This is a genomic window from Streptomyces sp. NPDC087263 (genome assembly GCF_044744645.1).
Lineage (GTDB): Bacteria > Actinomycetota > Actinomycetes > Streptomycetales > Streptomycetaceae > Streptomyces.
Map to the genome: position 1 here is coordinate 261,908 of NZ_JBIUYT010000009.1, position 19,310 is coordinate 281,217.

The window sequence follows — 19,310 nt, forward strand, 5'->3', positions numbered from 1 at the left end:
CGCGCCCCGCGCCGCCCCAGTCACCCAAGCTCCGGGTGGTTACCCCCGCCGCCCCCGACCCCCGTACAACTCCTCGTACGTCGGCCACACCCCTCCCGCCCCGTCCACCGACTCCGCCGCCCGCACCGCCCGTACGATCGCCCGCGTCACCAGGTCCGCGCCCGCCGCAAGAATGTCGTTGAGGGCGAGGGGATGCGGGTCGGCGAAGGGCTGGGCGCCTGTGGCCAGTGCGAACACCGTGTCCCCGTCGTTCAGCAGATGCACCGGACGCACGGCGCGCGCGATGCCGTCGTGCGCCGTGCCCGCGAGCTTCTGCGCCTGGGCGCGTGTGATGTCGGCGTCGGTGGCGACGACCGCGAGCGTGGTGTGCAGCGGGGGAGAGCCGTTCTTCGCGCCGGTTTCGGCCAGCCGCCGCTGCGCCGCCTCGTGCACCTCGGCGGGCGGATACGGCGTACGCCCCTGCACCAGCTCCCCGTAGAGCGCCCCCGTTTCCGGCTGCACCACCGACCCCGCCGCGTTGACCACCACCAGCGCGGCCACGGTGATCCCCGAGGCGAGCACGACGCTCGCGGTGCCGATCCCACCCTTGAGCACCCCGACGACCGCCCCGGTACCGGCGCCCACGCAACCCTCACGCACCGGAGCGCCGGGCTCGCTCGCGGCGGCCGCCTCGACCGCCGCGCGGCCCGTCGACGCGTCCGGCCTGGCCCGGAAGTCGCCGCCGCGCCCCAGGTCGAAGACCGCGGCGGCGGGAACGACCGGCACGACGTGCGCCGGATCGGAACTCACCCGCACCCCGCGCCCGCGCTCCTCCAGCCAGGCCATCACACCGGACGCCGAATCCAGCCCGTACGCGCTGCCGCCGGTCAGTACGACCGCCTCGACCTTCTGCACCAGGTTGCGCGGGTCGAGCGCGTCGGTCTCCTTGGTGCCCGGCCCGCCGCCGCGCACGTCCACGGCCGCGATGGCGCCGCCCGGAGGGGCGAGTACGACCGTGGTGCCGGTGAGCCAACCGTCGTCGGTACGCGTCGCATGCCCCACCCGCAGACCCGCGACATCCGTCAGAGCGTCAACTGTCATGGCGACAGTGTTTACCGCTGGGCGGCCCGCGCCTCCTCTCGTGTCACCATCCGCGCCGTCAATGTCACCCCGACCGCCACGGCCAGCGCCGATACGATGCCCGCCGCGAGCACCGCCCGGTCGCCCAGGAACGTGCACAGGATGACCAGCAGGGCGGTGGTCGGCAGGACGGCCTGCTGGGCGATGCCCACCTTGAAGTAGCGCGAATGCAGCACCCAGACGGTGAGGAGGTACAGCGCCGTCGGCAGTGTCACGGCGGAGGACGCGGCGAGCGTCGAGATGTGCGCCTTTCCGACCGCCTGCTCGACCGCCACCTCGAGTCCCGCGCCGATCGCGGCCGCCGACGCGTAGATCAGGTAGTGGCCGTAACCCCACAGGAACGACTGTCTGTTGGTCCGCAGATGCCCGTGGATGGGTACCACGAAGTAGATCCACCACGCGGAGAAGACGATCAGCAGCCCGCCCGCGGCGATCGGCAGCAGTTCTCCGAGCGCGTCGTTCTCGTCCACACCCGACTTCACGGCGACCGTGGCCGCGGCGATCGTCTCGCCCAGGACGATGATCGTGAACAGGCCGTACCGCTCGGAGATGTGGCGGGGATGCCAGGACGTCGCGAAGTCCTTCTCCGCGAACACCGGGACACACAACTCGGCGAGGGCCATCACCAGGAACACCCAGGGCCGCCCGTGCTCCGGCAGGACCAGCAGCCCCAGCCAACCGACCTGGCACAGCAGCACGCCGCCCGCATACCGCAGTGCCGTCGTCCTCTCGGCACCCTCCGTCGACCGCACCACCCGCAGCCACTGCGCGATCATCGCGAACCGCATGATCGCGTACCCGAGCCAGACGACCACGAAGTCGTGGTCGTCGGTCGCCCGCGACACTCCGGCGGCGAGTACGAGGACGCCGGCGATCTGCACCAGCGTGACGACCCGGTAGAGCGCGTCGTCGTTGTCGTACGCCGAGGCGAACCAGGTGAAGTTCATCCAGGCCCACCAGATCGCGAAGAAGATCATCGCGTAGTTGAGGATGCCCTCACCCGCGTGCCCCTCGGCCACGGCATGCACCAGCTGGACGCCCGCCTGGGCGATGCCCACGACGAAACACAGGTCGAAGAAGAGCTCCAGCGGCGACGCGACCCGGTGCGCCTCGTCGCGGCCGCGGGCGGTCATTCTGCGCAACGGCCCGCGACCGGCAGGCCGTGGCGTCGCAGCGGATTCGGAGGCGGAACGGGACGTCATAGGGCCAAGCACAGCAGAAAAGTTCCGGAAATTCTTGTGAATGTGATCACAAGCAGGCTGGGGTCCGGTATCCGCGGGTGAGGGGCCGTGGAACCCACTTGCTTCGGCGTCTGCCGTCGGTTCCACGCCCGTCGACCCTCTGGGGCGCCTGGTTCGGCCGGGGTGGGTCGTCGCCCCCGCCGCGTACCCTGGAGGCATGAGCACCGCTTCCGCCCCCGAACCGCGCGATCCCAAGCCGGCCGCGCTGGTCTTCGACGACCCGCTGAGCCAGCGGTCCTCGGACGACACGGACCGCGGGTGGGGCGAGCGGCCCGGTGGCGACGGCGACAGCGCGGCCGACCTCAAGCGCTTCCTCGACGAGAAGCCGCCCCACCACATCTGAGCCGCGCGCGACCACGTCCGGACCCCGGCCCAGATCCTCCCCGCTAGTCCTCGCTGTGCCCCGAACCGCGCTGCGCCACCAAGGCGTCGCGGATCTCCTTCAGCACCTCCAGCTCGGTCACCTCCATCATTTCCTGCGTGCCCTCCTTCGCCTTCTGGCGGGCCGCCTGCCGGGCCAGGTACTTGGACATGGGCAGGACCATCAGGAAGTAGACGACGGCCGCGGTGATCACGAAGCTGAGCGTGGCGCCCAGCACCGAGCCCCACATGATCCGGATGCCCGTCGCGGTGTCGCCCGTGCCTTTGCAGGGGGACTTGAGGCAGGAGTTGTAGCTGTCCAGATTCTTCGTGCCGAACGCACCCACCAGCGGGTTGATGACTCCCTTCACCACCGAGTTGACGATGTTGGTGAAGGCCGCGCCGATGACGACCGCGACTGCCAGATCGACGACGTTTCCCCGCGTCAGAAAGGCCTTGAAGCCGTCCAGGACACTGGGTTTCTTCTTCTCGCTCACCGAGGGGCCCCTCTGCACAAGTTGTGGAACAAACAGCTCCGCAACCTACGTCAGGGCGTGCCGTGCCTGTCCAATTCGGTAGCTCTAACGAGGGACTTGACACCGATTCTTCACTCACGGTGTCCCCACCGGCCGCATTACTCAGCACAGCGTCACCGCCAGCCGTGAGGTCGCGCTCGCGCCCGCCAGTCGCGTCGCCGTGGTCCGCGGGACGGACAGGACGACCAGCGCCCCGGTCTCGTCGGCGTCGACCCGCGGGACCTCGGTGACCCGGACCCCGGCCGCGACCACCTCCGCTTCGCCGCCAGTGTCCGCCGCGACCACATCGACCCGGTCGCCCCGCCGCAGCAGCCGCACCGTGGCCGCGTCGGCGATCCGCACCGGCGCCGTCACCATCTCGACCGCACGGCGCTCGCGTACGTGAGCCGATGCGGACGCGGATGCGGAAGAGGAAGCGGCGGCACTCGCCGGATGCCCCCGTGCCCGCTCTGCGCCGCCAGGGCTCGCCGCGATGAGCGCGGCCGCTGTGACCGCCAGCCCCGCGGCCACGGCCCGCCGCCTGTGCCGGGCCAGGCGCCGCAGTTGATACCGCCCGCCGCGCACGCGTACGGGAGCGAAGTGAGGCACCTCGCAGGTCGGAGGCGCGTCCGCACCCGGCGGACGTACAGGATCCGTGTCGGTCGGCCGTACTACCGGAGCGGGAGGCGCGGGAGGCGCGAGGGAAGCGAGGGAAGTGAGGGAAGTGAGGGGAGCGAGCTGTGCCATTGAGACCACCACCTGTGACGAGAGATCGGCTTGCGATCCCACGATGACGCCTCGTGGCCGAGCCCGCCGGAGCCCGTGGACCACCGACGGGTTGTGGACAACTCCCTCACCCGAACGGGAAGTTCCACCCCCGTCCCAAACCGCCCCGGCCAGTTTCCACACCGCCCCGAACCGCCCGCGCCGACACCCACCCCCTCGCGCCCGCCCCCGCTACGGAAGCGCGAACCCCGGATCCATCCCGCCCAATGCCGTCGTGCACGGACAGTCCCGCGTCCCGTTCGCCGGCAGTCCCGCGACCGCGTCGAAGAGCACACCCCGCAGCCGGTCCACATTCGCCGCGAACACCTTCAGGACGTCGTCGTGCGAGACGCCCTCGCCGGTCTCGGCCCCCGCGTCGAGGTCGGTGACGAGGGTCAAGGACGTGTAGCAGAGCTCCAGTTCGCGCGCGAGCGCCGCCTCGGGGTGGCCGGTCATACCCACCACGGACCAGCCCTGCGCCTGGTGCCACAGGGACTCGGCACGGGTCGAGAACCGGGGCCCCTCAATGACGACGAGGGTGCCACCGTCCACCGGCTCCCACTCCCGCCCGCGCGCCGCTTCCAGGGCGGCCTTGCGCCCGACCGGGCAGTACGGGTCGGCAAGCGACACGTGGACCACGTTCGGCACCGTGCCGTCAGGCAGCGGAAGCCCGTCGAAGTACGACTGGGCGCGGGACTTCGTGCGGTCCACCAGCTGGTCCGGTACGAGCAGGGTCCCCGGTCCGTACTCGGGTCGCAGTCCGCCCACCGCGCAGGGGCCGAGGATCTGACGGGCGCCGACGGAGCGCAACGCCCACAGGTTGGCCCGGTAGTTGATGCGGTGCGGCGGCAGATGGTGGCCGCGGCCGTGCCGGGGGAGGAAGGCGACCCGGCGCCCGGCGATCTCCCCCAGGAACAGGGAGTCGCTGGGCGGCCCGTAGGGGGTGTCCACCTGTATCTCGGTCACGTCGTCGAGGAAGGAGTAGAACCCCGAGCCGCCGATGACCCCGATCTCGGCCCTGCTCGCCGCCCGCTCTCCGGCAGGGCTCTGCGCGTTCTCCATGTTCGCCATGAACGGCACCCTAGCCCGGGTCGGAAAACGCCGAAGACCCTGTCGTCGTACGACGACAGGGTCCCGTAAGAACGACGACAGGTTCCCGTAAGAACAAGGTTCTACGCGGCGGAACTGCTACTGCTGGACGAGCCCGTTCCCGACGACTTCGAGTTCGACGAACCTGACGAACCCGACGAACTCGAAGAACCCGACGACTTCGAGTCCGAAGAGGACGACGAAGAGGTCGAAGGTGTCGACGACGGCTTGGAAGCCGACGCCGGCGCCGGCGAGGTGCTCGTCGACGAACCGCGGCTGTCATTGCGGTAGAAGCCGGAGCCCTTGAAGACAATGCCGACGGCCGAGAACACCTTCTTCAGGCGGCCACTGCAGTTGGGGCACTGGGTCAGGGCATCGTCGGTGAACTTCTGCACCGCCTCGAGGCCCTCGCCACACTCGGTGCACTGGTACTGGTAGGTCGGCACTGGTCTTCCTCCTGGCACTCTCACTCAATGAGTGCTAACGACGGTCCATACTGACGTATTCCGAGAGATCAGTCCACCGCCACTGGCACTCGGTGACCCACGCCACGTGCGACGGTGCGGCTCGTGGGCCGCGTCGCCAGTCGTGATCGCAGGGCCACAAGGGTTATCAGAGCCAGTGCGGTGCCGGCCATCGGCACCAGGAAACCGGCGCCGTCCCAGAAGCGGTCCTCCAACTGTCCGGAGGCTGTGACGGCCGCCGCCTGGCCGAGCGCGACGGCGCCGGTCAGCCAGGTGAAGGCCTCGGTGCGGGTGCCGGCGGGCACCAGACCCTCGACCAGTGTGTAGCCGGTGATCAGGGCCGGAGCGACGCACATGCCGGTTAGGAGGCCGATCCCGGCGAGCGCGATCACGGAGTGGGCGGCCCAGAGCCCGGAGGCGGTCAGGGCGAGGGCCGCGTACCCAAGGACGAGCCGCCGCTGTGGGGCCACCTTCCAGGCGACGGCGCCGCAGACGATGCCGGAGATCATGTTGCCCGCGGCGAAGACGCCGTACAGGACCCCGTTCAGGCCGGGTTCGCCGATGGACTCACTGAACGCGGCGAGCGAGACCTGCATGCCGCCGAAGACGGAACCGATGCCCAGGAAGGCCACGATCAGAACCCGCACACCGGGGACGCGCAGCGCCGAAACGTGCTCCACGCGCGCGTGCCCGTCACGGGCGACAGTGGGCTGTGTGCTCTTCTGCGCGGCGAACAGCAGGCCACCGATCAGGGTCAGCGCGGCCTCGGTGAGCAGGCCGGCGGCCGGGTCCACGGTGGTGCACAGCGCGGTCGCCACCAGCGGCCCGAACACGAAGGTCAGCTCGTCGGTGACGGACTCGAAGGCCGCCGCGGTGGTCATCAGGGGCGAGCCCTGGAGCTTCACTCCCCAGCGGGCGCGCACCATGGGGCCGACCTGCGGCACCGAGGCGCCGGTCGGCACGGCTGCGGCGAAAAGGGCCCACAAGGGGGCGCCCGTCAGCGCGAGCGCGGTCAGGGAGAGGCCCGACAGGGTGTGCACCAGGACGCCCGGGATCAGCACCGCCCGCTGCCCGAACCGGTCGGCGAGACGCCCCGTGAAGGGCGCGAAAAGAGCCATGGAGACACCGGTTACGGCGGCGACGGCGCCGGCGGCTCCGTACGAACCGGTGGTGTGCTGTACGAGCAGCACGATGGAGATGGTCAGCATCGCGAACGGCTGGCGTGCGGCGAAGCCGGGGAGCAGGAACGTCCAGACGCCGCGCGTGCGCAGCAGCTGTCCGTACCCGGGGCGGGAGGTGACCGTGGATGCCACGGCCCGTGCCTTTCTGCCACCTGGTAGCGCGCCCGTGCGGGGGGCGCCGAGAGCTGTCCTCTTGCGCGGAACTGCGGTAGATACCGGCTGCCCGCTGCAAGGGCACCGCGGCCGCCATACGGTCGCGCCAGCTCTGCGTCAGGCAGAGTTGGTTCGATTTAGTTCGATTTTCGTTCGATCGAAGTCTGCCTTCATCATACAGGGATGAAGGCGTCCGGTCCTGTGAAACCCAGCACCGCGGCACTGTTCGCCTGCGAATACATATGGACCCTTAGGGTGCAGTTCGCCTTGATGTCCTGCGCCACTGACCGGTCAGCGCTCGGTTCGGGCGCCCGCCGGTCCCAGCCAGCCGGCCAGCTTGCCGCCCTGGCCCACCGCGCGCAGCCGCCCCTCGGCGGCGTCCCGGACGGGATCGGTGGCCACCACGAGAAGCTCGTCACCGCGCCGCAGCACGGTCGTGGGCAGCGGCACGAAGGACTTCCCGTCGCGTACGACGAGTGTGACGGCGGCGCCCGCGGGCAGCCGCAGCTCGCCCACCTCGACGCCGTGCATGCGCGATCCGCCCGGGATCGCGACGGACAGCAGATGGCCGCGCAGCCGCTCCAGGGGCGCTGATTCGATGCCCAGGTCGGCGGGCCCCTCGGACTCGCCGAGCCGCAGCTTGCGGGCCAGCCAGGGCAGCGTGGGGCCCTGGATGAGGGTGTAGACGACGACCAGTACGAAGACGATGTTGAAGATGCGACGGCTTTGCTCGATGCCGCTCACCATCGGGATGGTCGCCAGGATGATCGGCACGGCGCCGCGCAGCCCGGCCCAGGACAGCAGGGTCTGTTCCTGCCAGGGCAGGCGGAACGGCAGCAGGCTCAGCACGATGCTGAGCGGCCGCGCCACCATGGTCAGCACCAGGCCTATGACGAGCGCGGGCCAGATGTCGTCGCCCATCTCATGCGGTGTGACCAGCAGGCCGAGCAGCACGAACATGCCGATCTGGGCGATCCAGCCGAGTCCTTCGGCGAAACCGCGCGTGGCGGGCCAGTGCGGCAGTTTCGCGTTGCCCAGCACCATCGCCGCGAGGTACACGGCGAGGAAGCCGCTGCCGTGGGCGAGCGCCCCGGCGGCGTACGCCACGACCGCGATGGCCATCACGGCGATCGGGTAGAGGCCGGAGGCGGGCAGTGCCACATGCCGCAGCCCGTAGGAGCCCAGGAAGCCCACCGTGATGCCGATGGCCGCGCCGATGGCCAGTTCCAGCGTTATCTCGCCCAGCAGCACGTACCAGTGCTCCACCGGGCCCGCTGTGCAGAACGCGACGACGAGGATGACCACGGGGGCGTCGTTGAAGCCGGATTCGGCTTCCAGGACGCCCGTCACGCGCGTGGGGAGGGGGACTTTCCGCAGTACCGAGAAGACGGCCGCCGCGTCCGTCGAGGACACCACCGCCCCGACGATGAGCGCCTGACGCCAGTCCAGGCCGATCAGATAGTGGGCCGCCGTGGCCGTGACCGCCACGCTCACCGCGACTCCGACCAGCGCCAGCGAGGTGGCGGCGGGGAGGGCCGGCTTGATTTCCTTCCACTTCGTGCTGAGGCCACCCTCGGCCAGGATCACGACCAGGGCCGCGTATCCGATGACCTGGGTCAGCTCGGCGTTGTTGAAGTGGACGTTGCCGATTCCGTCCTGGCCCATCGCGATGCCGATGCCCAGGTATACGAGCAGCGTCGGGAGCCCGCTGCGCGAAGAGATCCGAACCGCTGCCACCGCGACGAGCAGAACGAGCGAGCACACGAGCAGGAGTTGGTTGAGGTGGTGGACAGTCAGCGGCCGTTCCCTTCTCGTCAATCCGGACACGCGGATCGGAAAGCTCGGATCGGCACACGCGGATCGGAACCCTCGGATCAGAACACCGGAAGCCGAGCACTTCGGTGCAAGTACTTCGTTACCTTACCTAACTCTTGACGCTTTCTTGACGCTCGCCGACGCAAGATCGAACGCCCGTCCGTTCGGGTACCCGACACCGCGTCAAGGTGCGGTGGGCCCTGCGCCTATGGTTGCTCCAGCGCTCAGTCAAATGCACAGCCCCGCCTGCCGCTCGCGTTAGGACAGCAAGGACAGCGATGCCCCCCACCACCACCGCCTCTTCCGGCCAAAAGCCCGGCAAGTCCGGCAGGAAGAAGGGGCGCAGAGCCCGACTGTTCTTGATCGTCCTGGTTTTGGCCGTCATCGGCGGCATTGCCTTCGGCGGGTTCTGGACCGTCAGCACAGTGCGCGCTTCCTTCCCGCAAACCACGGGCGAGATCACCCTCGACGGCCTGTCAGGACCCGTGGACGTCAAGCGGGACAGCTACGGAATCCCGCAGATCTACGCCTCCTCCGACGAGGACCTCTTCATGGCGCAGGGCTTCGTCCAGGCGCAGGACCGGTTCTACGAGATGGACGTGCGCCGTCACATGACCTCGGGCCGGCTGTCCGAGATGTTCGGCTCCTCGCAGGTCAAGGACGACGAGTTCCTGCGCACCATGGGCTGGGACCGGGTCGCGCAGGAGGAGTACGACACCAAGTTGTCGGACTCCACGAAGAAGTACCTCCAGGCATACGCCAAGGGAGTCAATGCCTACCTGAAGGGCAAGGACGGCAAGGACATCTCGCTGGAGTACGCGGCCCTCGGCTTCCGCAACGACTACAAGCCCCAGGAGTGGACCCCGGTCGACTCGGTGGCCTGGCTCAAGGCGATGGCCTGGGACCTGCGCGGCAACATGCAGGACGAGATCGACCGCTCCCTGATGACCAGCCGCCTGGGCCCGCAGCAGATCAAGGACCTGTACCCGGAGTACCCGTACAGCCGGAACGAGACGATCGTCCAGGACGGCGAGTACGACAGCGCCACCGGGACGTACGTCCAGGGCGACGGCACCACCACGACGGGCTCCACGGCGGGCACCGGGCTCGCGGGCGACACCGCCGCGCCCTCCGACCTGGAGAGCCAGCTGTCGGGGCTCTACAACGTTCTCGATGACCTGCCCACGGCCGTCGGAGTGAACGGCAACGGCATCGGCTCCAACGCCTGGGTCGTCTCGGGCGCCCACACCATCACGGGCAAGCCACTGCTGGCCAACGACCCGCACCTGTCGCCCTCGCTGCCCTCGGTCTGGTACCAGATGGGCCTGCACTGCACCACCCTCTCGGCCACCTGCCAGTACGACGTCTCCGGCTACACCTTCGCGGGCATGCCCGGCGTGATCATCGGTCACAACCAGGACATCGCCTGGGGCATGACCAACTCCGGCGCCGATGTCACCGACCTCTACCTGGAGAAGCTCACCGGCGACGGCTACCAGGTCGACGACAAGGTGAAGCCGTTCACGACCCGCGAGGAGACCATCAAGGTCGCCGGCGGCGCGTCCAAGACGATCATCGTCCGGGAGACCGACAACGGACCCCTGCTGTCCGACCGCGACGACGAACTCGTCAAGGTCGGCCAGAAGGCCACCGTCAACTCCGCGGCACCCGACCGCGGCGACGGCTACGGCATCTCGCTGCGCTGGACCGGGCTGGAAGCCGGCAATTCCATGGACGCCGTCTTCGAGTTGGACAAGGCCTCCGACTGGACCGAGTTCCGTGACGCGGCGGCGTCCTTCGACGTGCCCTCGGAGAACCTGGTCTACGCCGACACCCAGGGCAACATCGGCTACCAGCTGCCCGGCAAGATCCCCACGCGCGGCAAGGGCGACGGCTCGCTGCCGGCACCGGGCTGGGACTCCAAGTACGACTGGACCGGCTACATCAAGCAGGCCGAGCTGCCCTACGACTACAACCCGGAACGCGGCTACATCGTGACCGCCAACCAGGCTGTCATCGACAAGGACAAGTACCCCTACACGATCACCACGGACTGGGGCTACGGCACGCGCAGTCAGCGGATCACCGACCTGATCGAGTCGAAGATCAAGGACGGCGGCAAGATCTCGACCGAGGACATGCGCCAGATGCAGCTGGACAACAGCAGCGAGATCGCCAAGCTGCTGGTGCCCAAACTGCTCAAGATCGACGTCGACGACCCGGACGTCCGCGAGGCGCAGAAGCTCCTGGAGGGCTGGGACTACACCCAGGACGCCGATTCCGCGGCGGCCGCCTACTTCAACTCGGTCTGGCGCAACATCCTCAAGCTCGCCTTCGGCAACAAGCTGCCCAAGGAGCTGCGGGTCGAGGGCCAGTGCCTGAACGTCGCCCCGGTCGACACCACCGGTCCCGCGGACGAGGACCAGACGGTGCTCGAGTGCGGCGAGCGCGCCGCGGACCAGGCGCAGCCGGACGGCGGCGACCGCTGGTTCGAGGTGGTCCGCAACATCATCGACGACGAGGACAACGACTGGTGGAAGTCGCCGGCGACGCGCACCGACGAGGCCACCGACACCCGTGACGAGCTGTTCCGCCGGGCCATGACGGACGCTCGCTGGGAGTTGACCGCCAAGCTCGGCAAGGACATCGACACCTGGAACTGGGGCCGGCTGCACCGCCTGTTCCTGAAGAACCAGACCCTGGGCGTCGACGGCCCCGACGTCGTGCAGTACATGCTCAACCGCGGCCCCTGGAAGCTCAGCGGCGGCGAGGCGACGGTCAACGCGACCGGTTGGAACGCGGCGGGTGGCTATGGCGTGGTCTGGGTGCCGTCCATGCGGATGGTGGTCAACCTCGGAGACCTCGACAAGTCCAAGTGGATCAACCTCACGGGTGCCTCGGGGCACGCCTACAGTGCCCACTACACCGACCAGACGGACATCTGGGCCGAGGGTCAACTGCTGGACTGGTCCTTCTCGGAGAAGGCGGTCGACAACTCGACGAGTGACACGCTGGTCCTGAAACCGTCGTGACGCGGTGACGTCGAAAGGGGCCCTCCACGCGCGTGGAGGGCCCCTTTCCGTATGGCCGGGGAGGTCAGCGGAAGCGCCGTACACCCGTCGGGGTCACCACTGCCTGGACGGGCCGGTCGTGGGGTTCCCCGGGCACCCGCTCGACGACCTCCGAGTCGTACAGCAGCACCACCAGTGCGGGACCGGCCCCCGCGCGCTCCAGACGGGCCAGTACGCGGTCGTACGAGCCCCCGCCGCGTCCCAGGCGCATCCCGCGTGCGTCGACGGCGAGACCGGGCAGCAGGACGGCGTCCGCCTCCTGGACGGCCTCGGGCCCCAGTCGCTCGCCCGCGGGCTCCAAGAGGGCCATCTTTCCGCCGTGTTGGACACGAACGAGAGCGCCCGCTCCCGCGTACGCCCCCCAGTCCAGGTCGTTGTCCGCCAGCAGGACGGGAAGCAGCACACGCACCCCGCGCGCGTGGAGCGCGTCCAGGAGCGCGAGCGTTCCGGGTTCGCCCCCCACCGAGACGTACGCCGCCACCGTGCGCGCGTGCGCCAACTCGGGCAGTTCCAGGGCGTGGGCTGCGAGAGCCGCGGTGGATTCCCGCACATCGTCGGCCGTCAACCCGGTTCTCACCGCGAGGAATTCCTGCCGCAACATTCGCTTGTCATGATCTTCATTGGATCCGACGTGACTCACAGGTGGCTCCCGCAGCTTCGCAATGGGCTCATATGAGAACAAATTAACCGGAGCCACAGATTCTCAACATAGCCACCGGATATGGTTCGGGCATGACTGAGTCACACCCCAGGATCACCAAGGCTGTCATCCCCGCAGCAGGCCTCGGTACCCGGTTCCTGCCGGCCACCAAGGCCACCCCCAAGGAGATGCTGCCGGTCGTCGACAAGCCGGCGATCCAGTACGTGGTCGAAGAGGCCGCGGCAGCGGGTCTTGACGACGTTCTGATGATCACAGGTCGCAACAAGCGCCCTCTTGAGGACCACTTCGACCGCAACTACGAGCTCGAATCGGCCCTCCAGAAGAAGGGCGACGCCGACCGGCTCGCCAGGGTCCAGGAGTCCAGCGACCTCGCCACCATGCACTACGTGCGTCAGGGAGACCCCAAGGGACTTGGCCACGCCGTCCTGTGCGCGGCCCCGCACGTCGGCCATGAGCCCTTCGCGGTGCTCCTCGGCGACGACCTGATCGACCCGCGCGACCCCCTGCTCGCGCGCATGGTCAAGGTCCAGGAGCAGCACGGCGGCAGCGTCATCGCGCTCATGGAGGTCGCCCCCGAGCAGATCCACCTCTACGGATGCGCCGCCGTCGAGACCACCGACGAGGACGACCTCGTGAAGGTGACGGGCCTGGTCGAGAAGCCGGACCCGGCCGACGCGCCGAGCAACTACGCGATCATCGGACGTTACGTCCTCGACCCGCATGTCTTCGACATACTCCGCAGGACCGAGCCGGGCCGCGGCGGCGAGATCCAGCTCACCGACGCCCTCCAGCAATTGGCCGACGACGAGAAGGTCGGCGGCCCCGTGCACGGCGTCGTCTTCCGTGGCCGCCGCTATGACACCGGTGACCGCGGCGACTACCTGCGTGCCATTGTCAGACTCGCATGCGAACGTGAAGACCTGGGCCCGGACTTCCGGACCTGGCTTCGCAGTTACGTAGCCGAGGAGATGTAGCGATTTGAGCACCGCCGCGACCCGTGTCACCGGCCAGGACCACATCTGGTCGGTGACCGAACACCTGGAGGACATCCTCGCGACCGTGCGCCCCCTCGAACCCATCGAGCTGCAACTCCTCGACGCCCAGGGCTGCGTCCTGGTCGAGGACGTCACGGTGCCGGTCTCCCTGCCGCCGTTCGACAACAGCTCGATGGACGGGTACGCGGTGCGGGTCGCGGATGTCGCGGGCGCGAGCGAGGAGTTCCCGGCCGTTCTGACGGTCGTCGGCGATGTCGCGGCGGGCCAGGCCGAGCTGCTCCACGTGGGCCCCGGCCAGGCCGCCCGCATCATGACCGGCGCCCCGCTGCCGCCCGGCGCCGAGGCCGTCGTCCCCGTGGAGTGGACCGACGGCGGCCTGGGCGAGGGCCCGGTCTCCGGGATGCGGGCCCACAGCGCGGCCCCCGAGGGCGCCTTCGGGCAGGTGCAGGTCCACCGCCCGGCCCATGCACGCGCGCACGTGCGCGCCAAGGGCAGCGACGTGAAGGCCGGCGACCGCGCCCTCGACGCCGGTACGGTCCTCGGCCCGCCGCAGATCGGCCTGCTCGCCGCGATCGGCCGCGGCACCGTACGCGTACGCCCCCGCGCCCGCGTGGTCGTCATGTCCACCGGCAGTGAACTCATCCAGCCCGACGAGGAGTTGGGCGCCGGCCAGATCTACGACTCCAACAGCTTCGCCCTCTGCGCCGCCGCCCGCGACGCCGGAGCCATCGCCTACCGGGTCGGCGCGGTCGCCGACGACGCCGAGACACTCCGCGCCACCATCGAGGATCAGCTCATCCGAGCGGACCTGCTGGTCACCACGGGCGGGGTGAGCGTCGGCGCGTACGACGTCGTCAAGGAAGCCCTCTCCTCCGTCGGCGACGAGGACGAGGAGGGCAGCGGCATCGAGTTCCGCAAGCTCGCCATGCAGCCCGGCAAACCCCAGGGCTTCGGCACCATCGGCCCCGACCACACCCCGCTGCTCGCGCTCCCGGGCAACCCCGTGTCCTCGTACGTCTCCTTCGAACTCTTCGTGCGCCCCGCGATCCGCACCCTGATGGGCCTGAAGGACATCCACCGCCCGACGGTGCGGGCAGTCGTCGCGACCGACAAGGCACTGACCTCGCCCGCGGGACGCAGACAGTTCCTGCGGGGGACGTATGCGGACGGCCGGGTGACGCCCGTCGGAGGTGCCGGATCGCACCTGGTCGCGGCCCTCGCACAGGCCGATGCCCTGATCGTCGTCCCCGAGAACGACACCTCGGTCGAACCCGGCGCCGAGGTCGACGTGGTCCTGCTCGGCTGAGCGCCCCGGGTTGGCGGTACCGTGTCGCGCACCACAGGCCCGACCGGGAGCGCCGCAGCACATGACAGTTCCATTCCGGGGGGAGACCCCCGGACCCCCTGTACAGGACCGGCTCACGCACATCGACGAGGTGGGCGCCGCCCGCATGGTCGACGTGTCCGGCAAGGACGTGACCGCGCGCACCGCCCGTGCCAGCGGCCGCGTCCTGGTCTCACCCCGTGTCATCGAGCTGCTGCGCGGTGAGGGCGTCCCCAAGGGCGACGCCCTCGCGACCGCACGCATCGCCGGCATCATGGGCGCCAAGCGCACGCCGGACCTGATCCCGCTGTGCCACCCGTTGTCGGTGTCGGGTGTCAAACTTGATCTGTCGGTCACGGACGACGCCGTCGAGATCCTCGCCACCGTGAAGACCACGGACCGTACGGGCGTCGAGATGGAGGCCCTCACCGCGGTCAGTGTGGCGGCCCTCACCGTGATCGACATGGTCAAAGCGGTCGACAAGAGGGCGGTCATCACGGACGTACGCGTGGAGGAGAAGACGGGCGGCAAGTCGGGTGACTGGAGCCGGGAATGACGGCCCCACCGTCGTACCGAGCCCTGGTGGTCACCGCGTCCAACCGGGCCGCCGCAGGGGTCTATGAGGACAGGGGCGGACCGCTGATCGCCGCGGGGCTGGCCTCGTACGGCTTCGAGGTGGACGGCCCTCGGGTCGTCGCGGACGGGGACCCCGTCGAGGCCGCGCTGCGCGCCGGTGTGGACGCCGGGTACGACGTCATCGTCACCACTGGCGGCACCGGCATCTCGCCCACCGACCGGACCCCGGAGGCCACGCGCCGCGTTCTCGACCACGAGATCCCGGGGATTCCCGAGGCCATCAGGGCGTTCGGCAGGGAGAAGGTGCCGACGGCGGCGCTGTCCCGGGGGCTCGCCGGAGTCGCGGGAGGGACGCTGATCGTCAACCTGCCGGGTTCCTCCGGTGGGGTGAAGGACGGACTGGCCGTCCTGGAACCCCTGTTGACCCACGCCGTGGACCAGATCCGCGGCGGCGACCACCCCAGACCCAGCGACAGTGGGGGTGTGCGCTGAACACCCCATCCTGGCCCGTCGAGCTGGTGGAAGGCGATGTCGTCCTCCGGCCGATAAAGGTGCGCGACCAGCGGACCTGGCGTGAGGTCAACCGGCGCAACCGGGACTGGCTGCGGCGCTGGGAGGCGACCATTCCGCCGCCCACGCCCAGCGGTCCGATCGCGCACCGGCCGACCTACCGGCAGATGGTCCGGCACCTGCGCGCCGAGGCCAACGCGGGCCGGATGCTGCCCTTCGTGATCGAGTACCAGGGGCGGCTCGTCGGGCAGTTGACCGTCGCCGGGATCACCTGGGGCTCGATGTGCTCCGGGCACATCGGCTACTGGGTCGACCAGTCGGTGGCGGGACGCGGAGTGATGCCGACAGCGGTGGCGCTCGTGACCGACCACTGCTTCCGCACCGTCGGACTACACCGCATCGAAGTCTGTATTCGCCCCGAGAACGGGCCCAGCCGCAGAGTCGTGGAGAAACTCGGATTTCGCGAGGAAGGCCTTCGTCCACGTTATCTTCACATCGACGGAGCCTGGCGCGACCATCTTGTCTTCGCGCTCACCGCCGAAGAGGTCCCGGAGGGCTTGCTCGGGCGCTGGCAGCGGGCGCGCGCGGAGCGGGCACGTTCCGAACAGGCGCGATTGGACCAGACCAGGCCGGGTCAGGCAGGGCACGAGCAGGTGCGACCCGGGCAGACGGGCGCGCAGAATCCGAGCAAGCCCGGCAACGCCAGTAAATGAAATAGGTGTTCGAAAATGATCGCCCGGCGATCGTCTCGGGGCATTAAATTCGCGGTCCCGGCGGCCAGCTGATCGCATCGGTCACAAAAAAAGCTCGAAATATCAGCCAGATCGTGCGACACACCGACTCAATTGGCAGATGGCCTCACGCAAACCCCTCTACCGTGTGAGGCGTGAGCAGCAGCGGCCTCATCTACGCAGTCATCGTCGGGGCCTGGGCCGCCTACTTGGTGCCGATGTGGCTCCGTAGGCAGGACGAGCTGAACGAAGCCCGTCCGACGGAACGCTTCAGCACCGCCATCCGGCTGCTGTCCGGACGGGCGGGCATGGAGCGCCGATACGCCAAGGACCTGCGGGCGCGCTCCACCGAAGAGGGGGAGCCCAGCGCCGATACGTCCGGCGTCACCAACTCGGTGGACGTCCGGGCCTTCGCCATGCCTCCGACCCCGCCGCCGGCTCAGCACCGGCCGCAGGCGCACGCGCAGGCACAGTCCCGGCCGCAGGTACGGGAGCGGGTTCAGACGCAGCCTCCCGTCCAGCCGGAGTCGGAGTCGACGCATCATCAGAGCGCGGGCAGGCCCGGAACCCAGCACGGGACACCGGCGCACGCGGCGCAGGAACCGGCGCGCGGCGCGCACTCCGCGCCGGCCGCCTCCAGGCCCGTACCGCAGCAGTCGACCAGACCCGCGCCGAAGCAGTCGGCACGGCCCACCGCCGAGCCCAAGCCCATGTCCCGGCAGACCCCTGCCGCGCGGCGTGCTGCTTCGGCGGAGGCCGCGGCGCGCGCCCGGCGCTCGAAGGTGCTCGCGCGCCGACGGCGTACGACGGTGATGCTCTTCCTCGCCTTCACGCTCGGCGCGATCGTGGCGGCCGTCGGGGGGCTCGCCTTCCTGTGGGCACCCGGCGTACCGGCGGTGATGTTGAGCGGGTACATCGTGTATCTGCGTGCCCAGGAGAAGCGCCGCTTCACCTACACGATGGACCGGCGCCGGGCCGAGGCCGCCGCGCAGCGGCTGCGGGAACGGCAGCCGCGACGTCGGCCGACCGTCGACCCCGGGGCCGACGAGCCGGACGACGGACCCGAGCCGGAGACCGACCCCGGTCTCTCCGCGCTCGCCGCCGACCGCCGCGCGCTGGTCGAGCAGACCGACCACGCGGAGTGGGTGGATCAGCAGCGCGAGCGCCAGCGCGGCCCCGGCAGGGGCGACAGCTGGGATCCGGTGCCGGTTCCGCTTCCGACGTATGTGACCGCACCGGTCGCGCCCCGGGCCACGTCCAGTGTCGACCTCGGGGGACCGGACGCGTGGAGCTCGGCGCGGTCCAGCGCCGTCGAGCCGAGCGCGTCCGACGCGGAGCGGGTCGCCGAGGAGGACTGCGAGGACGACGGGGGTGTCGACGGCGCGGACGGTACCGACGGTAGTCGCAGCGACGCCCGTCGCGCCGCGTCCGCACGGCGCGCCCGCGAGCGCGGTCGCACCCCGCTGTTCGACCAGTACGAGGACGGGGATCGGCCGCGCGCAGCCAACGAGTGAGGCTGCCGTGACGGCCCCTCGGCGCCACCGGCTGACCAGCCAGGAACGGATTTCCGGGCACCCTTATGGGGATGCTAGAGTTTCTCTCGTTGCAAGGGCCTGTGGCGCAGTCTGGTAGCGCACCTCGTTCGCATCGAGGGGGTCTGGGGTTCAAATCCCCACAGGTCCACCGCAGCTCAAAGCCCCTACTGGTGATCACCAGTAGGGGCTTTTGCATGCCGTACAGCAGCGAAGTACAGCAACTACTTTCGATCTTGCTTCTCAAGGTGCTTGCCGAGCTTGCGCAGTGCCCGACGTGTCGACTCCGACGGTACGTGCGTGTAGACCTCCATCGTCACCGCGATCTTGCTGTGCCGGAGGATCTGCATCGCGACGCGAGGGTGTACGTCGAGGGCCGCCAGGAGTGAGCCGCACGTGTGCCGGGTGTCGTGCAGCCGGATACGGCGGACGCCTGCCCTGGACGAGCGATCGGTGAACCGGCGGTTGAAGTTGCGCGGCTCGAACGGCGTGCCGTAGCGCGTGGTGAACACGAAGTCGGAGTGCCGTGATGCAGATCTGCGGTAGTGGCAACGTGGCCGTGGACGTCTCGGTCTTGGTCTCGTCGTGAACGAGCCGCCGGTTGATCCGCTGTAGCTGCATCTCCACCGTGACCTCGCCCGCGTCCAGGTCCACGCTCTTCCAGGTGAGGCCCAGCACTTCGCCCCGCCGGAAGCCCAGAACCAGGATGAGCACGTAGGCCGCGTACAGCGAATCATGGGCAGTACTGGCCGCTTCCGGGAACTGCCGAGCCTCTTCCGCGGACCACGGATAACGCTTCACCTTGCGGGCCGACCGCACCTTGACGAGGCCGGCGACGTTCTTCGAGATCAGCTCTTCCGTCATCGCGTTGGTCAACGCCGACCGCAGTACGGCGCGCGCGTCCTGCACAGTACGGCGCGGCGGGATGCGCTCGCAGCAGTCGCCCGCGGAGCAGCAACGCGGCGTATCCCGCTTCGCGTCCAGGCCCTGAGCGCAGCACTGGCACTGCTCCAACAGGGTGTTGACCCAGTTCCGGACGTCCCGCACGGAGAGCTTGTCCAGGTGCTTCGAGCGAGCCCCGGAGCGATGTAGAGCCGGACGTGCATCGCGAAGGCCTCAGCAGTCTTGGGCTTCAGGTCAGGCCCTACGACCTCCCTCAACCAGCGTGTGAGGTACTGCGCCACGGTCGGCGTCGACGTCGCCACAGG

18 protein-coding genes and 1 tRNA gene are annotated in these 19,310 nt (G+C 69.5%); 9 read left to right on the top strand and 10 right to left on the bottom strand.

All coding sequences use genetic code 11. The features are described from left to right. Window positions 1-39: 39 nt before the first annotated feature. Window positions 40-1,080, bottom strand: coding sequence for a P1 family peptidase (locus tag ACIPC1_RS28665; protein WP_402521963.1), 1,041 nt, complete (start codon window positions 1,078-1,080; stop codon window positions 40-42). Between the two features lie 11 nt (window positions 1,081-1,091). Next, window positions 1,092-2,321, bottom strand: a complete 1,230-nt coding sequence (locus ACIPC1_RS28670; protein WP_402521966.1) for a low temperature requirement protein A — start codon at window positions 2,319-2,321, stop codon at window positions 1,092-1,094. A gap of 196 nt (window positions 2,322-2,517) precedes the next feature. Here ACIPC1_RS28670 and ACIPC1_RS28675 point away from each other — a divergent pair, with 196 nt between their 5' ends. Continuing rightward, window positions 2,518-2,703 (top strand): hypothetical protein, encoded by a 186-nt coding sequence (locus tag ACIPC1_RS28675; protein ID WP_402521968.1) that lies wholly within the window; start codon window positions 2,518-2,520, stop codon window positions 2,701-2,703. 43 nt (window positions 2,704-2,746) lie between these two features. Here ACIPC1_RS28675 and ACIPC1_RS28680 read toward each other — a convergent pair whose 3' ends face one another. From ACIPC1_RS28680 to ACIPC1_RS28705, 6 genes are all read right to left on the bottom strand, one after another. After that, the gene (locus tag ACIPC1_RS28680) at window positions 2,747-3,217 is read right to left on the bottom strand and encodes an MscL family protein (protein WP_402521972.1); all 471 of its coding nucleotides are present in this window, start codon (window positions 3,215-3,217) and stop codon (window positions 2,747-2,749) included. 141 nt (window positions 3,218-3,358) lie between these two features. Then, the gene (locus ACIPC1_RS28685) at window positions 3,359-3,844 is read right to left on the bottom strand and encodes a hypothetical protein (RefSeq protein WP_402521975.1); all 486 of its coding nucleotides are present in this window, start codon (window positions 3,842-3,844) and stop codon (window positions 3,359-3,361) included. A gap of 348 nt (window positions 3,845-4,192) precedes the next feature. Next, window positions 4,193-5,062, bottom strand: a complete 870-nt coding sequence (locus ACIPC1_RS28690) for an S-methyl-5'-thioadenosine phosphorylase (RefSeq protein WP_402522372.1) — start codon at window positions 5,060-5,062, stop codon at window positions 4,193-4,195. 110 nt (window positions 5,063-5,172) lie between these two features. After that, window positions 5,173-5,535: an FmdB family zinc ribbon protein gene (locus ACIPC1_RS28695; protein WP_402521978.1), complete on the bottom strand. Its 363-nt coding sequence runs from the start codon at window positions 5,533-5,535 to the stop codon at window positions 5,173-5,175. 68 nt (window positions 5,536-5,603) lie between these two features. Further along, on the bottom strand, window positions 5,604-6,866 hold the full coding sequence (locus tag ACIPC1_RS28700) for an MFS transporter (protein WP_402521980.1): 1,263 nt from the start codon (window positions 6,864-6,866) through the stop codon (window positions 5,604-5,606). Between the two features lie 312 nt (window positions 6,867-7,178). After that, the gene (locus tag ACIPC1_RS28705) at window positions 7,179-8,720 is read right to left on the bottom strand and encodes a potassium/proton antiporter (RefSeq protein WP_402522375.1); all 1,542 of its coding nucleotides are present in this window, start codon (window positions 8,718-8,720) and stop codon (window positions 7,179-7,181) included. Window positions 8,721-8,980: 260 nt separating this feature from the next. Between ACIPC1_RS28705 and ACIPC1_RS28710 the strand changes: the two genes are divergently transcribed. After that, the gene (locus tag ACIPC1_RS28710) at window positions 8,981-11,734 is read left to right on the top strand and encodes a penicillin acylase family protein (protein ID WP_402521982.1); all 2,754 of its coding nucleotides are present in this window, start codon (window positions 8,981-8,983) and stop codon (window positions 11,732-11,734) included. 64 nt (window positions 11,735-11,798) lie between these two features. Here the strand turns inward: ACIPC1_RS28710 and ACIPC1_RS28715 are convergent, their stop codons facing one another. Further along, on the bottom strand, window positions 11,799-12,374 hold the full coding sequence (locus ACIPC1_RS28715) for a 5-formyltetrahydrofolate cyclo-ligase (RefSeq protein ID WP_402521985.1): 576 nt from the start codon (window positions 12,372-12,374) through the stop codon (window positions 11,799-11,801). 131 nt (window positions 12,375-12,505) lie between these two features. On the opposite strand from ACIPC1_RS28715, the gene galU reads away from it, so the two are divergent. The 7 genes from galU to ACIPC1_RS28750 all read left to right on the top strand — a co-directional run bounded on the left by galU (window position 12,506) and on the right by ACIPC1_RS28750 (window position 18,253). After that, window positions 12,506-13,408 (top strand): UTP--glucose-1-phosphate uridylyltransferase GalU, encoded by a 903-nt coding sequence (gene galU, locus ACIPC1_RS28720; protein ID WP_402521987.1) that lies wholly within the window; start codon window positions 12,506-12,508, stop codon window positions 13,406-13,408. Between the two features lie 4 nt (window positions 13,409-13,412). Continuing rightward, window positions 13,413-14,735, top strand: a complete 1,323-nt coding sequence (gene glp / locus ACIPC1_RS28725) for a gephyrin-like molybdotransferase Glp (RefSeq protein ID WP_402521989.1) — start codon at window positions 13,413-13,415, stop codon at window positions 14,733-14,735. Between the two features lie 61 nt (window positions 14,736-14,796). Further along, on the top strand, window positions 14,797-15,309 hold the full coding sequence (gene moaC, locus ACIPC1_RS28730; protein WP_384385808.1) for a cyclic pyranopterin monophosphate synthase MoaC: 513 nt from the start codon (window positions 14,797-14,799) through the stop codon (window positions 15,307-15,309). Further along, window positions 15,306-15,821: a molybdenum cofactor biosynthesis protein B gene (locus ACIPC1_RS28735; protein WP_384385810.1), complete on the top strand. Its 516-nt coding sequence runs from the start codon at window positions 15,306-15,308 to the stop codon at window positions 15,819-15,821. Before moaC ends, ACIPC1_RS28735 begins: the two co-directional genes overlap by 4 nt. Beyond that, window positions 15,818-16,552, top strand: coding sequence for a GNAT family N-acetyltransferase (locus tag ACIPC1_RS28740; protein WP_402522378.1), 735 nt, complete (start codon window positions 15,818-15,820; stop codon window positions 16,550-16,552). The genes ACIPC1_RS28735 and ACIPC1_RS28740 overlap by 4 nt, the downstream gene beginning before the upstream one ends. Window positions 16,553-16,725: 173 nt before the next feature. Further along, a complete protein-coding gene (gene glpR, locus ACIPC1_RS28745) occupies window positions 16,726-18,084 on the top strand; it encodes a gephyrin-like molybdotransferase receptor GlpR (protein ID WP_402521993.1) in 1,359 nt (452 codons plus the stop codon). A gap of 95 nt (window positions 18,085-18,179) precedes the next feature. Further along, window positions 18,180-18,253: transfer RNA gene (locus ACIPC1_RS28750), tRNA-Ala, on the top strand. A gap of 73 nt (window positions 18,254-18,326) precedes the next feature. Here ACIPC1_RS28750 and ACIPC1_RS28755 read toward each other — a convergent pair. Further along, window positions 18,327-18,614 carry a tyrosine-type recombinase/integrase gene (locus ACIPC1_RS28755; RefSeq protein WP_402521996.1) on the bottom strand — a complete coding sequence of 96 codons (288 nt, stop codon included), beginning with the start codon at window positions 18,612-18,614 and terminating at the stop codon, window positions 18,327-18,329. Window positions 18,615-19,310: the final 696 nt, after the last annotated feature.